Consider the following 13,391-nt stretch of genomic DNA (forward strand, 5'->3'; position numbering starts at 1 on the left):
CTGCCACCATACGTTTTTCACAGGGAAAGACACCGGATGAAATATACCGAAGAACATGAATGGCTGTTGTCCGAGGATGATCTGATCGTGGTCGGCATCACCGCCTATGCCGCCGAGCAATTGGGCGATGTGGTTTTTGTCGAACTGCCCGAGGTCGGTACCGAGGTCACCAAGGACGAGGAGATCGTGGTGATCGAATCGGTCAAGGCAGCGTCCGATATCCTGGCGCCGCTGGATGGCGAGATCGTCGAGGTCAACGAGACGCTTGCCGACAATCCCGGCCTGGTGAACGAAGACCCGACCGGCGACGCCTGGTTCTTCAAGATGCGGCCCAGCGACCTGTCGCCGATGGATGATTACATGGACGAGGCCGCTTACAAGGATTTCATCGGCTGACGCGGGCAATTCATCTGGGCTGACCGGGTTTCGTGCTATGCTGCGACTGCCCGTTCAGCATCAGAGGTTCCCAGAATGGCACAGGCCCCCCGCAAGACGGCGCTGGATTTCGATCCGCGCATTCTGGAGATTTTCGACGGCTACGTGCATGGCACCCTGTCGAAGCGCGAGTTCATCACCCAGGCCGGGCGTTATGCCGCCGCCGGAGTGACCGGGGCGATGCTGCTGGACCAGTTGCAGCCCAACTATGCGCTGGCCCAGCAGGTGGCCGCCGACGATCCGGCGATCGAGACCGCGCGCGTCACCTATGACAGCGCGCAGGGCAACGGCGCGATCACCGGGCTGATGGCACGCCCGGCGGAGGCGGCGGGCATGCTGCCCGCGATCCTGGCGGTGCACGAGAACCGTGGCCTGAACCCCTATATCGAGGATGTGGTGCGGCGCTGCGCCAAGGCGGGCTATCTTGCCTTTGGCCCCGATGGCCTCAGCCCGCTGGGCGGCTATCCGGGCACCGATGACGAGGGCCGGGCAATGCAGAAGATGCTCGACCCGGCCAAGCTGATGGCGGATTTCTTTGCCGCCTTCGAGTTTCTGCGCGACCACGAGGGATCGACCGGCAGGGTGGGCGCGGTCGGGTTCTGCTATGGCGGCGGGGTCTGCAACGCGCTGGCGGTGGCCTATCCCGATCTGGCCGCCTCGGTCCCGTTCTATGGCCGCCAGCCCGCGGTCGAGGACGTGCCCGCGATCGAAGCGCCGCTGATGATCCATTACGCCGGGCTGGATGACCGGATTAACGCCGGTTGGCCCGCCTATTCCGAGGCGCTGCGCGCGGGTCAGAAGGCGTTTACCGTGCATTTCTATCCGAACGTGAACCACGGGTTCCACAACGACACCACGCCGCGCTATGACGCCGAGGCCGCCGAACTGGCTTGGGCCCGGACGATGGAGTTCTTCGGGCGGGAACTGTCCTAGCCACTGTATCTCTCATGCGGCCTTTGGTGACCATTTCTGACGCGATTTGCAGAGCGCGTTTGTGATGGTAACGAGTTTTCTGGCGATGGCAGTGATGATCACTTTGTGCGGTTTTCCTATGGCGCGCAGTTGATCGGCGAAGACCTTCAGAACCGGATTGTGATTGCTTGCAACAAGGGCCGCCTGGAACATCACATGCCGCAGCAGTCGTCTTCCGCCTCCAATGGCCCGCCTGCCTCGCATCGCGCCACTGTCATGCGCGATCGGTGCTAGGCCGGTAAGTGCAGCGGCCTGCTCTCCCGTGATCTGGCCCAGCTCCGGCATTTCCGCGATCAACATGGTGCTGGCAACAGGATCGATCCCAGGAACTGAGCGCAAGATGGCGGCGGTCGTCGCCAAGTCGTCATCCGAGGCGATAGCCTGTTCGATCTGAACCTCCAGCTGTTGGATATAGCGATCCAGAATACCTTTCAATTCGGTGTCCATATCCGCGAACAAGTCTGCAGTGCTCAATTTCCCATGTGCTTTGATTTGTGCCAGAAGGCGCTTTCCGGCCTCGACAAGTTGCCCGCGCTTCGAGCGCCAAAGCCCTGAGAAGACGTAACTTTACATGCGGCAGGCTTCGTCCGGCATCCGGTCGGAAGACCATGAAGCGCGCGATGAGTTCCGCATCGATCCGGTCTGTTCTGGCCCGCGTGCCCCTGCTGGCGGCGAAGGCTTTGATCTGCGCTGGAGGCAATTGCCTGGTCGCTATGCCAGCTGCGTCTAATGCAGCCCACAGTCGCCATTCTTGCCCTCCGGTGGCCTCGAAGACCACCAGCGCGCCAACGGATCGAGCATGCTCCGCCAGATCGCGGTGCCATTCATCCGTGTTCGGCAAACGCAATCTGCCACCTTCTGGCAGGCAATGAACATCCAGCCAATCACGGCTGACGTCTATACCAAGGATCGCCCGGTCTGATACCATCCCCATGCTCTCTTCCTTCTGCTCCGTGGTCCTAACCGGCCACATTCAACTGTTCGAGATGATGAAGAGAGGCGGTGCTGGCTCGCTAACAAACGTGGTCACGCCACAAGGCTCAGACGCCATGCACCACCCCGTCAGCGAACTCGGCAAAGGTCACTGACGGGGCCAGAATAGCAAAACCGAGATACAGAAGGCTCAATAGCCCCGCTGGCGGTCGACCTCGTGCAGCAGGGCCTCGCCCGCGCCGAGGCGGCGGAAGTTTTCGGCCACGTCCTTCATCGCGTCGCCCAGGTGCCAGCCCGAGATATGCGGGGTGAGCGTGACGCCTGGATGCGACCAGAGCGGGTTGCCCTTGGGCAGCGGCTCGGTGCTGACCACGTCCAGGACGGCGTGGCCCGGTCGCCCGGCGTCAAGCGCGGCCAGAAGGGCCGCCTCGTCGATCAGGGTGCCGCGCCCCGCGTTCAACAGCTGGCTGCCCGGTTTCATCGCCCCCAGCAGTTCGGCGTCGAAGAGGCCGTTTGTCTCGGCGGTCGAGGGCAGGATGGCGCAGACGTGGTCGCACTCACCCAGCATCTCGGGCAGCGCCGCCGCGCCATGGCGGCAATCGACCCCGTCGATGTCACGCGCAGAGCGTGACCAGCCGCGCACCTGGAAACCGATATCTCGGAACATGCGCGCCGTGCGCCCGCCGATATGGCCCAGTCCCAGCACGCCGACCACCGTGTCGGGGGTATATTTCGGCTCGATATCGACCCAGGTTGCCCGCGCCTGGTTGGCGCGGTGGGCATCCAGATTGCGATGCGCCCGCAGCACATAGGCCAGGAACCATTCGGCGATCTCGCGCGCCGGATCGTCGGGTTTCAGCCGCGTGACCCGCACATGCGGCGGCAGGGCGGGATGGGCGACAATGGTTTCGACCCCTGCCCCCAGTTTCTGCACCAGCGCCAGGTTCGGCAGGCGCGCGGGCCAGTCGGCGCGCAGGTTGGCCACCGCCAACATAGTCACCTGCGCCGGATCCCCCAGCCCCTCGGGCGTGAGGATATCGGCGCCGGGCAGTTGCGCACGCAACTGCGCCGCGATCTCTTCGTTCGACATCCAGCCGGATATCCCGGTATCGACCAGCAGGACCATGCGCCTCTCCCTTTCACATTCAGCGCGGTGACGTTTCGTCACGCCGCTAGACTTTGCCGTGGCAGCTAAGTCATCCTTTCAGCCAAGGTAAACCCCGAATGTCGGGGTATGGGAGGCACCATGGCAAACATCATGAACATGTCCTTTGGGATGCGCGAGGAAAACCGCAAGCTCTTGGGCCGGGTCGCCGACATGATCCGCGAAGAGATCATGCCGCTGGAAGACGAATACCATGCCGAGGTCGCCAAGGGGGACCGCTGGCAGTATACCGACCGCCAGACCGAGATACTGGAAGGGCTGAAGGCCAAGGCCAAGGCCGCCGGTCTGTGGAACTTCTGGCTGACCGACAGCGAGCGGGGCTTTGGCCTGTCGACCGTCGAATATGCCTATTTCGCCGAGGAGATGGGCAAGACCCCGCTGGGCGCCGAGGTGTTCAACTGTTCCGCGCCCGATACCGGCAACATGGAAGTGTTCGAGCGCTACGGCAGCGAGAAGATGAAGAAGCAGTGGTTGGAGCCGCTGCTGGATGGTCAGATCCGCTCTGCCTATCTGATGACCGAACCCGATGTCGCCAGTTCGGATGCCACCAATATCTCGATGTCCTGCGTGCGCAACGGGGACGATTATGTGCTGAACGGCGAGAAGTACTGGGCCTCGGGCGCAGGCGATCCGCGCTGCAAGGTCTATATCGTGATGGTCAAGACCGGGGACGAGGATACGCCCAAGCACCAGCGCCATTCGATGATCGTGGTGCCCGCAGGGACCGAAGGCATCGAGGTGCTGCGCCCGATGCTAGTGTTCGGCCACGATGACGCACCGCATGGTCACATGCATATCCGGTTCACCAATGTGCGGGTGCCGGCCGAGAATATCCTGATGGGCGAAGGGCGCGGGTTCGAGATCGCACAGGGTCGGCTTGGGCCGGGCCGCATCCACCATTGCATGCGTTCGATCGGTCAAGCCGAGATCGCGCTGGAGCGCATGTGCAAACGGGCGCTGGCGAAAGAGGCGTTCGGCAAGAAGCTGGCGCATCTGGGCGCCAATTACGACATCATCGCCGAGTGCCGGATGGATATCGAGATGGCGCGTCTGTTGTGCCTCAAGGCCGCCTGGATGATGGATCAGGGCGATGCAAGGGCTGCGGCCCCCTGGATCAGCCAGATCAAGGTGGTGGCGCCGCGCGTCTCGCTCAAGGTAATCGACGAGGCGATGCAGATGCATGGCGGTCAGGGCATCAGCCAGGACACGCCGCTGGCCGCGGCCTGGACCGGCCAGCGCACCTTGCGCTTTGCCGATGGTCCCGACGCGGTGCACCGGCGCCAGATCGCCCGGACCGAGCTGAAGAAATACACGCAGGAAAAGGTCTGACACGCGTGACGGCCCCGGTCTATTTTACTCAAACCGAACCGGGGCTGTTCGTGGGTAAAGATCCGGCGCGCGGGCCATGGTCTCCCGATCACTGCCACGCGGGGCCGGTTACCGGCCTTGTCGTGCGCGCCGCCGAGGGTGCCGCCGGGCCGGGAAAGATGCTGACGCGGTTGACGCTTGATGTGCTGCGGCCCCTGCCGCTGTCCGGCCTGCGGGTCTCGGTCGAAGTGCAGCGCGACAGCCGCACGCTGACCACGACGCGGGTTGCGGTGCATGACACTCATGGCACGCTGTGCCTGTCCGGCACCTCGATGCACCTCGTTCGCAAGGACCTGGGCGACGTTCCGACGGCGGATGTTGCCGGGCCCGATTTCGGCGAGGCCGAGAGGGGGGAGCCGCTCTTGGTGGGCAAGCTGCATGACAGGCCCGCCTTTGGCCAGTTCATCGAGATGGCCTATCCCCGGGGCGAAGACCTGGGTCCGGGGCCGAAAACCGTCTGGATGAAGGCGCCGCATCTGCTGGCGGACGAGGCGCCCTCGCCCATTCAGGCGATCTGTCCGCTGGCCGATTGCGGCAACGGCATTTCCTGGAACGAGCCGCCGGTGCGGTTTGGCTTCATGAACACCGATTTGACCCTGCAAATCCACCGCGAGCCGCAGGGAGACTGGTTCGCGGCGCAGGCGGTGTCGCATTGGCAGCCCAATGGCGTCGGCATGTCGCAAGCGGTGCTCTATGATGTGGTCGGGCCTGTCGGCATGGCGCTTCAGACCATTGTCCTGCACCCGATGGCGAAATAGCGCCAACGCCGCGCGCGCCCGGATTGCCAGCCCCGCGCCCGCGCCCTATCGTCCGGCCATGCGCCGGATTGCCTTGCTTCTCTCGACCCTGTTTCCCGCGTCGCTTGCGGCGCATCCGCATGTCTTTGTCGACACCGGGTTCGAGCTGATCTTTGACACCGAAGGGCGGCTGAGCCATGTACGCGTCACCTGGGCCTATGACGATTTCTATTCGCTGCTGATCCTTGAGGATATGGGCCTTGACCCCGATGGCGATGGGGTACTGACGCCTGAGGAACAGGCGCAGTTGAGCGGGTTCGACGCACAGTGGATCGAAGGTTTTACCGGCGATCTCGACATGCGGCTGGGGGATATGGCGCTGGAGCTTTCCGGCCCGCTTGAGCCCACCGCCACCACCGAGGCCGGGCGGATCGTGACAACGCATCTGCGGTCGGTGAGCGGCTCTCCCCGGCTGGACGGCGCGGCGCTGTCCATCAAACCCTATGACGAGACCTATTACACCGCCTATGAGGTTGCCCAGCCCGTCACCCTGACCGGGCGCGACGATTGCAGGCTGGAGCGGTTCGAGCCGGATATCGACGGGCAACTGGCGCAGATGCAGCAGATGCTGTTGCGCATCGACGCCGATGCCGACCTTGAAGAGATGGACATTCCCCTGATGGGGGCCGAATTCGCAACCGAGATCCGGGTGACATGCCCCGGCTCGTGATCATTCCCACAGGCTTGGCGCTGGTGGCGTTGGGTCTGTTCTGGGCCAGCGGCGGCTTTGACCAGCTGGCGCTGTGGGCGGCGGGCGAACAGCGCGCCTTTCAGAACCAGATCGCCCAGGCGCTGCGGGGGCTGCGCGGCGGGCAGGCCGGGGCGCTGGCGCTGCTCTTGTCGGTCTGTTTCGCCTATGGGTTCTTTCACGCGGTCGGCCCGGGGCACGGCAAGGTGCTGATCGGCGGCTATGGGCTGGGCCGCCGGGTGCCGGTGATGCGGCTTACGCTGATCGGGCTGGCTGCCAGCCTTGGGCAGGCGGTGACGGCGGTGGTGCTGGTCTATGCGGGTGTGGCGGTGTTCAACCTGTCGCGCCAGCATCTGGTCGGCGTGACCGAGCAGGTAATGGCCCCGGTCAGCTATGCGGCCATCGCGCTGATCGGGTTCTGGCTGGTCTGGCGTGGGGTGCGGCGGCTGGCGGCGGCCCGTCGGGGCCGCGACCCTGACGCTCATCACGACCACCATCACCATCACGGTGGCGACACCTGTGCCCAATGCGGTCACAGGCATGGCCCGGACCTGGCCGAGATCGAACAGGCCGGAACCCTGCGCGAGGCGCTGATCCTGATCGCCAGCATCGCCGCGCGCCCCTGTACCGGGGCGCTTTTCGTGCTGATCCTGACCTGGCAGATGGGGATCGCCGGCGCCGGTATCGCAGGCGCCTTTGCCATGGCGCTGGGGACGGCCAGTGTCACCATCGGAGTGGGCCTCGCCTCGGCCGGGCTGCGCGGCGGGCTGGTGGGCGCGGCCTCGGCCTGGCGGGTGGCGGGGGTCGCGCTGCCGATGGTCGAACTGGCAGCCGGGCTGGTGGTTGCGACCATCGCGGGCGGTCTGTTCCTGCGCGCGATCTGATGCCCGCAGGCCCGCGCGGCGCGGATCCCGCGCCGCACCGGTTTTACCCCGAAAATCCGCCGTGCACGATTTCCAGCTTGTTGCCCCAGGGATCGCGCAGATAGGCGGCAAAGACATCCGGCATCGGATAGGCTTTACGCACGCCCGGTGCGCCTTCGTCCGTTGCCCCGGCCGCAAGCCCCGCGGCATGGCCCGCCGATACCGCCTCGCGGCTGGGAGCGGCAAAGGCCACATGCGCGCCGTTGCCGTCGCTGGCCGGTCCACCGTCAAAGGGCGAAAGCAAGAGGAACGCAACCCGGTCCCTGCCAAAGGCGGCAAAACCCACGCCCGAGGCGAGGCAGTTGATCCCGAGGGTTGCTAGAAACCCGGTATAGAACTCTTGCGCCGCCGGTACATCGGGAACGCCAAGGCTCAGGTGATCTATCGTGGTCATATGTGTCCTTTCCAAACTTCTGCTGTCCATCGGCCAAAGGCGGCGCCGGTATCCCGGCCGCAGCCCCGCCGCGCGCTGCCCTGGTTTCAGGGCATCCGCATCCCCCAACTGCCCCAGGACGTCGGCCGGTTGAATGCCCGGGCGTCCGGAGTTTCTGCCGGATCGTCCGGTGATCGCTTGTCCTTCCGGCGGCAGCCGCCCCAGAAACCCGAGAACCGGCTCGGCGGGCTTCGATTTCATGCCAGAGATACAGGAGTTTGAACGATCTACACATTTTTTTGAACAATCAGGCATACAACGTTCAGGTTCGCCACCCTATCTTGGCATCACGGCAACCGGCCCTCTATTGCGGGCATCTCAAGGAAGACCCCTCATCATGCTGTCCGATACCAGCGCCTTTCCCCGGTGGGATCGGTCCCGGCATGTCCGGGCGGTCCGGTTCCGGTACACCTCCCCTGCCAAGTGAAAGGACGATTTCATGGCACGTCTCACCCAACTCTCCGACACCGCCGCAAGCCCCGAGGCGGCAACCCTCTTTGCCGCCATCAAGGGCAAGATCGGCATGGTGCCGAACCTCTATCGTGTGGCGGGCAATCAGCCCGCGGTCCTGTCCGGGATGCTCGGCCTGAGCGAGGCACTGGGCGGTGGCGCCTTTGATGCCCGCACCCGCGAGGCGATCGCGCTCACCGTTGCCGGTGCGAATGCCTGCGACTACTGCGCCTCGGCCCATGCCGCGATCTCGGCGGGTCTCAAGGTCGCGCAGGACACCATCGATGCGCATCTGGCCGGTCGCTCGGACGACCCGCGCACCGCGGCCATCCTGACCCTTGCCGCCGCGATCGTGGCCACCCGGGGCCAGGTGTCGGACGCGGAACTGAAAGCGGCGAAAGACGCCGGGCTGACCGAGGCGGATATCGTCGAGACCACGGCGAATGTGGTGGCGAATATCTTCACCAACTACCTCAACCATGTCGCGGGCACCGATATCGACTTCCCCGTCCGCAGCGCCAAGGCCGCATGACAGGCGGCGGCCCGGCCCCTTTTGGACCGGGCCGCCCCCTCACTGTTGTGACGGGAATTCAGCTCAGGACCCTGGCGTTCTCGAAGACCGGTTCCGGATAGCCCACCCGCGCCAGATAGAGGCCTTGGGGCGGGCAGACGGGGCCGCAGGCGGCGCGGTCGCGGGCCGCAAGCGCGGCGCGCACCTGATCAGGGCTCCAGGCCCCTGCCCCCACCCGTTCGAGCGTGCCGACGAAACTGCGCACCTGGTTGTGCAGGAACGAACGCGCCCGCACGTGAAAGCGGATCTCGGAACCCGAGAAACTTTCCACCTCTTCGACACGCAATTCGTCCAGTGTCTTGACCGGGCTGGCCGCCTGGCAGATCGACGAGCGGAAGGTGGTGAAATCATGCCGCCCGACCAGCAGATCGGCGGCCGCCTGCATGGCGGCGGCGTCCAGGCGGTGACCCACCTGCCAGAGCAGTCCGGCATCATGCGTCGCCGGTGCGCGCCGCATCAGCAGGCGGAACAGATACTGCCGCTCAGTGGCCGAGAAGCGGGCATGCCAGTCATCCGCCACCCGCGCCGCCGCGACGATCGCCACCGGCAACGGCTTCAGATGCCAGTTCAGCGCCTCGGACAGGCGGAACGGATCCCAGTCCTTGGACATGTCGCAATGGGCGACCTGGCCCAGCCCATGCACCCCTGCATCTGTGCGCCCGGCGGCGGCAATCGTGTGCGGTCCCGGCTCCAGCCGGGCCAACGCGTCCTCGATGGCGCCCTGAACCGAAGGCAGCTCTTTCTGCCTTTGCCAACCGGCAAAGGGGGCGCCATGGTATTCGACTTTCAACGCGTATCTGGGCATGGCGCGCTGGTATCGCGCGGGCGCCGCCCTGTCCAGTGGGGGGCGTTGCCCCCGTCGCCTGACGGCGTCTCCCCCGGAGTATTTCAGGCGAAATGAAGCGGCAGAGCCTTTCAAGAACAGCGCAGCGGCCAGGGCACCCCGGCCGTGTCAGGAGATCAGCCGCCAAGCGCCGCCTGCCCGTTTGCTCAGGCAGATGCCGGTCGGCGTGGCCTGCTCGGGCCTAGTCAGGTGGACCGTGAGATGCGGCGCAGTGAAACATTTACGGCGGCCATCGCCCTGGGGGTCATTCAGGTTTACCAAGATCCGTGCGACGGATCCGGATTGGTCGCGGCGGGTTTGCATACCGGGTCAGCTTCTCTCCGGTCCCGGTATCCAGCGCCGTATGATGTCTTGGCTGTCGTCGAAATGGGCTTCGAATATTGGGGCGGCGAGGATTGCCAGCATGTGCAGCTGACCGTCGCCGACATTGCGGAAACCATGACGTCGTGTTGCGGGTATCAGTGCCGAATGGCCGACCCTTGCCTGAAGCCGTTCCCCTTCGAACCAGATCTCCGCCTCACCTGAAAGCACCGTCAGGGCCTCCTGCACTGGATGCCAGTGGGTCGGAGCCCCTCGTCCCGGCTCACGCCATTGTTCGAAAATGGAAAGGGCGGAAGCGCCTGTCAGGGCCGAGACGCGCATGCGTGTCGAGACACCTGGACGCCAGTCGAGACAGGCTTGATTGTCATGATCGATCAAATCCATGCCAACACCTCCCTTGGGCGGGCGGAACTGGCCCGCTGCATTCGACCCGGCCAGGCTCCTTTCATCACCCCTGCACCCCTGAACTAGGGATGGCGGTTGGTATTTTCCGGGTGCCTCCCCCCGAGTACCGGAAAGAACTCTCACTCTTGGAAAGATATCATGCCCAGCGAGACCGCGCACGAGTTTCGGCTCTGGCTGGAAGTGTGCATATGCCGGGAAAGATCCGAATGATCACCAGCAGCCTTTCGCGGAGATAGTGGTGAAGGGTCTGCCCTCTACGGCGTCAGCATCCACCCCCCGTCCGCCCCCTTGCACAGCCGGGTGCCGATCAGCTTGGCCTGCGCCGCTCCGGCCGGGTGAATGGTGTGGTGGAGCACCGCGCACTCGCCCTGTACCGCGTCCACCCGCACCGCGCCGCGCGAGTCGGTTCCGGCGTTTTCCCAGGTCACTTCGCGCCCCACCACGGGGCGGTCATCGACCACCAGCTGTCGCGAGGCTGCACCCATCAGCTGAAAATCCTCTGGCGAGAGGCCAATCTCGGCAATGATGCGCGACAACGGCTTGGCATCGGCGGTAGCGGCAAGGCTCAGGGCGGTGGCGGTCAGCAGAAAAAGGAAGGCGCGTCTCATCTGGTCCTCGAAATCGGTTCAGGTCTTTCGCCCATCGTTACACGCCAAAGCGGCCCAGACCAAGGCGCCGAACTGTCCCGGGTATCTTCAAAATATCCCGAAGGAACCTATCGGGTCTTTTGCCCTAGGACCGGGGGAATGCTTGTCCCAGATTGCTGGGTAACACAGGTACGAGGCACAGATGGCACATCCCACCTATTACGCGCCCCAGGGCGGACATCCGGGGCAAGAGCAGCTTTTGACCGACCGGGCGATGTTCACCACCGCCTATGCGGTGATTCCCAAGGGCACGATGCGCGACATCGTCACCAGTTTCCTGCCGTTCTGGGACAAGACGCGGGTCTGGGTGCTGGCGCGACCGCTGAGCGGGTTTGCCGAGACTTTCTCGCATTACATCATGGAGGTGCAGCCCGGCGGCGGCAGCATCCGGCCTGAGACCGATCCCGGCGCGCAAGGGGTGCTGTTTGTCGTCGAGGGCGCGGTGACGCTGACCATCGCGGGCACCGATCACGTGATGGAGCCGGGTGGATATGCCTATCTGCCCGCCGGCTGTGACTGGCATCTGCGCAACCATGCGGGGCCTGCGGCGCGGTTCCACTGGATCCGCAAGGCATACGAGGCGGTCGAGGGGATCGACCGGCCTGAACCCTTTGTCACCCGCGAGCAGGATGTCGCCCCGCGCGAGATGCCGGGTACCGAGGGGCGCTGGTCGACCACGCGCTTTACCGACCCCGAGGACCTGCGCCACGACATGCATGTCAACATTGTCAACTTCCTGCCCGGCGGCGTGATCCCCTTTGCCGAGACCCATGTGATGGAACACGGGCTTTACGTGCTGGAGGGCAAGGCGGTCTACCGGCTGAACCAGGACTGGGTCGAGGTCGAGGCGGGCGATTACATGTGGCTGCGCGCCTTCTGCCCGCAGGCGTGTTACGCGGGTGGTCCGGGGCGGTTCCGCTACCTGCTCTACAAGGACGTGAACCGGCACATGGCATTGCCGCGCCGGTAGGACGGTTCCCACCAACGCTGGTTTTTCCGGTCAAGCTCAAGTACCCTGAAGGTCTCGCGACATTCAGGGTTTTTTGTGACCTGTTCGCCGCCCCCTCTGACGCCACGGAAAATCGGAAACGTCATGAAGCGACCCCAAACCCGCTACGCATTGGCCGGGGATACGCATATCGCCTACCAGGTTTTTGGAGACGGCCCGGTCGATCTGCTATGGGCGCAGGGCTGGGCCACACATATCGAATATGCTTGGGAAAGCCCCGACTACGCCCGGTTTCTGACCAAGATGAGCCGGTTTGCCCGCATCATCTTCTTCGACAAGCGCGGCGTCGGCATGTCGGACCGCGACGTGGGATACCCGACGTTGGAGGAAAGATCACAGGACATCACAGCCGTGCTGGATGCCGCGGGCACGGATCGCGCAGCCCTGTTCGGAATGTCCGAGGGCGGTGCGATTTCAAGCGTCTTTGCCGCGACTCACCCAGAGCGCGTCAGCCACCTGATCCTGAATGGCAGCCGGGCCTGTTACAAATGGCATCCGGATTACCCCATGGGCTTGAAACCCGACGCGCTGCGGGCCGAGATCGAGAAGTTCAGCAAACCGTCAGACAATGCCGACCGAAAGGTCGATGGGGCTCCGAGCATTGCCGACGATCCGGCGGCAATCGAGTGGCTGGACACCTACTTCCGCTATGCCGCCAGCCCGCGTGCCCTGGCGAAACTGGCGGTGCTGAACTACGACATCGACTATCGCGGCGTGCTTTCGTCGATCCAGGCGCCCACGCTGTTGCTGCAACGCGAAGGCGACCGCTGGTGCAGCCCGGATCACGCGCGATTCCTGGCTGAGCACATCGCAGGCGCCGAACTGCGTATACTGCCCGGAGAGGATCACATCGCGTGGTATGGTGACCAGGACCAGCTGGTGTCCGAGATCAGGGCATTCGTGACCGGTGAACGGATTTCGGCGCCACCGGAACGGGCGCTTGTGACGCTGGTGTTTCTGGACCTGGTAGGGTCCACCGAGCACCTGGCGCATATGGGCGACGAGCGGTGGCGCAGCGTTCTGGAACAGCTTGACCATACCGTCGCCCGGCGTATCGCGGTGTTCGGCGGCAGACAGGTCAAGCATACGGGTGACGGATATCTTCTGTCCTTCCGCGGGCCAACCAGCGCGGTGGAATGTGCCCGGACCTTGCGCCAGGACGTGGCCGGTTTGGGCCTGCAATGCCGAACAGGTGTGCATACCGGGGAATGTGAGATACGCGGGGAAGATCTGTCCGGCATATCGGTACACGTTGCGGCCCGCATCCAGTCCGAGGCCGGGCCAGATGAGATCCTGGTGTCACAGACCGTCAAGGACCTTTCCCTCGGTGCACAAATGGAGTTCGCAGCTCTCGGTTCCCGCCAGCTTCGCGGTGTGCCGGGCGATTGGCCGCTGCACAGGTTGACGGACTGACACCCAAGCAGGTGTGA

The 13,391-nt window shown here is 64.5% G+C and carries 17 protein-coding genes; 10 read left to right on the forward strand and 7 right to left on the reverse strand.

Features of this window, described 5'->3' with window-relative positions:
- Positions 1-36: 36 nt before the first annotated feature.
- Positions 37-396, forward strand: coding sequence for a glycine cleavage system protein GcvH (gene gcvH / locus OEZ49_RS07640; protein WP_263387751.1), 360 nt, complete (start codon positions 37-39; stop codon positions 394-396).
- A 75-nt stretch (positions 397-471) separates the two neighbouring features.
- Positions 472-1,368 carry a YghX family hydrolase gene (gene yghX, locus OEZ49_RS07645; protein ID WP_263387752.1) on the forward strand — a complete coding sequence of 299 codons (897 nt, stop codon included), beginning with the start codon at positions 472-474 and terminating at the stop codon, positions 1,366-1,368.
- A 12-nt stretch (positions 1,369-1,380) separates the two neighbouring features.
- Here yghX and OEZ49_RS07650 read toward each other — a convergent pair whose 3' ends face one another.
- Positions 1,381-1,881: a transposase gene (locus OEZ49_RS07650; RefSeq protein WP_263387753.1), complete on the reverse strand. Its 501-nt coding sequence runs from the start codon at positions 1,879-1,881 to the stop codon at positions 1,381-1,383.
- Positions 1,772-2,254, reverse strand: a complete 483-nt coding sequence (locus tag OEZ49_RS23035) for an IS110 family transposase (protein WP_397545653.1) — start codon at positions 2,252-2,254, stop codon at positions 1,772-1,774. Before OEZ49_RS23035 ends, OEZ49_RS07650 begins: the two co-directional genes overlap by 110 nt.
- On the opposite strand from OEZ49_RS23035, the gene OEZ49_RS07655 reads away from it, so the two are divergent.
- Positions 2,207-2,329 carry a hypothetical protein gene (locus tag OEZ49_RS07655; protein WP_263387754.1) on the forward strand — a complete coding sequence of 41 codons (123 nt, stop codon included), beginning with the start codon at positions 2,207-2,209 and terminating at the stop codon, positions 2,327-2,329. The two genes, OEZ49_RS23035 and OEZ49_RS07655, sit on opposite strands and share 48 nt — an antisense overlap.
- Before the next feature lie 201 nt (positions 2,330-2,530).
- Here the strand turns inward: OEZ49_RS07655 and OEZ49_RS07660 are convergent, their stop codons facing one another.
- Positions 2,531-3,466: a 2-hydroxyacid dehydrogenase gene (locus OEZ49_RS07660; RefSeq protein WP_263387755.1), complete on the reverse strand. Its 936-nt coding sequence runs from the start codon at positions 3,464-3,466 to the stop codon at positions 2,531-2,533.
- A gap of 132 nt (positions 3,467-3,598) precedes the next feature.
- On the opposite strand from OEZ49_RS07660, the gene OEZ49_RS07665 reads away from it, so the two are divergent.
- From OEZ49_RS07665 to OEZ49_RS07680, 4 genes are read left to right on the forward strand one after another with little or no spacing between them, the layout of a single operon-like run.
- A complete protein-coding gene (locus OEZ49_RS07665) occupies positions 3,599-4,834 on the forward strand; it encodes an acyl-CoA dehydrogenase family protein (RefSeq protein ID WP_263387879.1) in 1,236 nt (411 codons plus the stop codon).
- Positions 4,835-4,839: 5 nt separating this feature from the next.
- Entirely contained in the window at positions 4,840-5,631 is a 792-nt protein-coding gene (locus OEZ49_RS07670) for a thioesterase family protein (RefSeq protein ID WP_263387756.1), read from the forward strand.
- Entirely contained in the window at positions 5,606-6,340 is a 735-nt protein-coding gene (locus tag OEZ49_RS07675) for a DUF1007 family protein (protein WP_317853161.1), read from the forward strand. The genes OEZ49_RS07670 and OEZ49_RS07675 overlap by 26 nt, the downstream gene beginning before the upstream one ends.
- Positions 6,325-7,242: a nickel/cobalt transporter gene (locus tag OEZ49_RS07680; RefSeq protein WP_263387757.1), complete on the forward strand. Its 918-nt coding sequence runs from the start codon at positions 6,325-6,327 to the stop codon at positions 7,240-7,242. The genes OEZ49_RS07675 and OEZ49_RS07680 overlap by 16 nt, the downstream gene beginning before the upstream one ends.
- Positions 7,243-7,285: 43 nt before the next feature.
- Here OEZ49_RS07680 and OEZ49_RS07685 read toward each other — a convergent pair whose 3' ends face one another.
- Positions 7,286-7,675, reverse strand: coding sequence for a VOC family protein (locus OEZ49_RS07685; RefSeq protein ID WP_263387758.1), 390 nt, complete (start codon positions 7,673-7,675; stop codon positions 7,286-7,288).
- A gap of 478 nt (positions 7,676-8,153) precedes the next feature.
- On the opposite strand from OEZ49_RS07685, the gene OEZ49_RS07690 reads away from it, so the two are divergent.
- Positions 8,154-8,696, forward strand: coding sequence for a carboxymuconolactone decarboxylase family protein (locus OEZ49_RS07690; RefSeq protein ID WP_164128920.1), 543 nt, complete (start codon positions 8,154-8,156; stop codon positions 8,694-8,696).
- Between the two features lie 58 nt (positions 8,697-8,754).
- On the opposite strand, the gene truA is transcribed toward OEZ49_RS07690, so the two are convergent.
- The 3 genes from truA to OEZ49_RS07705 all read right to left on the reverse strand — a co-directional run bounded on the left by truA (position 8,755) and on the right by OEZ49_RS07705 (position 10,913).
- Positions 8,755-9,540 carry a tRNA pseudouridine(38-40) synthase TruA gene (gene truA / locus OEZ49_RS07695; protein WP_263387759.1) on the reverse strand — a complete coding sequence of 262 codons (786 nt, stop codon included), beginning with the start codon at positions 9,538-9,540 and terminating at the stop codon, positions 8,755-8,757.
- Between the two features lie 348 nt (positions 9,541-9,888).
- Entirely contained in the window at positions 9,889-10,284 is a 396-nt protein-coding gene (locus tag OEZ49_RS07700) for a cupin domain-containing protein (protein ID WP_263387760.1), read from the reverse strand.
- Positions 10,285-10,559: 275 nt separating this feature from the next.
- Positions 10,560-10,913 carry a hypothetical protein gene (locus tag OEZ49_RS07705; protein ID WP_263387761.1) on the reverse strand — a complete coding sequence of 118 codons (354 nt, stop codon included), beginning with the start codon at positions 10,911-10,913 and terminating at the stop codon, positions 10,560-10,562.
- A 181-nt stretch (positions 10,914-11,094) separates the two neighbouring features.
- On the opposite strand from OEZ49_RS07705, the gene OEZ49_RS07710 reads away from it, so the two are divergent.
- Positions 11,095-11,922 (forward strand): bifunctional allantoicase/(S)-ureidoglycine aminohydrolase, encoded by an 828-nt coding sequence (locus tag OEZ49_RS07710; protein ID WP_263387762.1) that lies wholly within the window; start codon positions 11,095-11,097, stop codon positions 11,920-11,922.
- A 123-nt stretch (positions 11,923-12,045) separates the two neighbouring features.
- On the forward strand, positions 12,046-13,374 hold the full coding sequence (locus OEZ49_RS07715) for an adenylate/guanylate cyclase domain-containing protein (RefSeq protein ID WP_263387763.1): 1,329 nt from the start codon (positions 12,046-12,048) through the stop codon (positions 13,372-13,374).
- Positions 13,375-13,391: the final 17 nt, after the last annotated feature.

The sequence above is a fragment of the Ruegeria marisflavi genome, from assembly GCF_025673445.1.
In the GTDB taxonomy this organism is placed as follows: Bacteria; Pseudomonadota; Alphaproteobacteria; order Rhodobacterales; family Rhodobacteraceae; genus Ruegeria_B; species Ruegeria_B marisflavi.

What these genes read in the sequence shown, in the direction of transcription:
- gcvH (WP_263387751.1), top strand. Translation starts at nt 37, where the DNA reads ATGAAATATACCGAAGAACATGAATGGCTGTTGTCCGAGGATGATCTG.
- yghX (WP_263387752.1), top strand. Translation starts at nt 472, where the DNA reads ATGGCACAGGCCCCCCGCAAGACGGCGCTGGATTTCGATCCGCGCATT.
- OEZ49_RS07655 (WP_263387754.1), top strand. Translation starts at nt 2,207, where the DNA reads ATGCTCCGCCAGATCGCGGTGCCATTCATCCGTGTTCGGCAAACGCAA.
- OEZ49_RS07660 (WP_263387755.1), bottom strand. Translation starts at nt 3,466, where the DNA reads ATGGTCCTGCTGGTCGATACCGGGATATCCGGCTGGATGTCGAACGAA.
- OEZ49_RS07665 (WP_263387879.1), top strand. Translation starts at nt 3,599, where the DNA reads ATGAACATGTCCTTTGGGATGCGCGAGGAAAACCGCAAGCTCTTGGGC.
- OEZ49_RS07680 (WP_263387757.1), top strand. Translation starts at nt 6,325, where the DNA reads ATGCCCCGGCTCGTGATCATTCCCACAGGCTTGGCGCTGGTGGCGTTG.
- OEZ49_RS07685 (WP_263387758.1), bottom strand. Translation starts at nt 7,675, where the DNA reads ATGACCACGATAGATCACCTGAGCCTTGGCGTTCCCGATGTACCGGCG.
- OEZ49_RS07690 (WP_164128920.1), top strand. Translation starts at nt 8,154, where the DNA reads ATGGCACGTCTCACCCAACTCTCCGACACCGCCGCAAGCCCCGAGGCG.
- truA (WP_263387759.1), bottom strand. Translation starts at nt 9,540, where the DNA reads ATGCCCAGATACGCGTTGAAAGTCGAATACCATGGCGCCCCCTTTGCC.
- OEZ49_RS07700 (WP_263387760.1), bottom strand. Translation starts at nt 10,284, where the DNA reads ATGGATTTGATCGATCATGACAATCAAGCCTGTCTCGACTGGCGTCCA.
- OEZ49_RS07705 (WP_263387761.1), bottom strand. Translation starts at nt 10,913, where the DNA reads ATGAGACGCGCCTTCCTTTTTCTGCTGACCGCCACCGCCCTGAGCCTT.
- OEZ49_RS07710 (WP_263387762.1), top strand. Translation starts at nt 11,095, where the DNA reads ATGGCACATCCCACCTATTACGCGCCCCAGGGCGGACATCCGGGGCAA.
- OEZ49_RS07715 (WP_263387763.1), top strand. Translation starts at nt 12,046, where the DNA reads ATGAAGCGACCCCAAACCCGCTACGCATTGGCCGGGGATACGCATATC.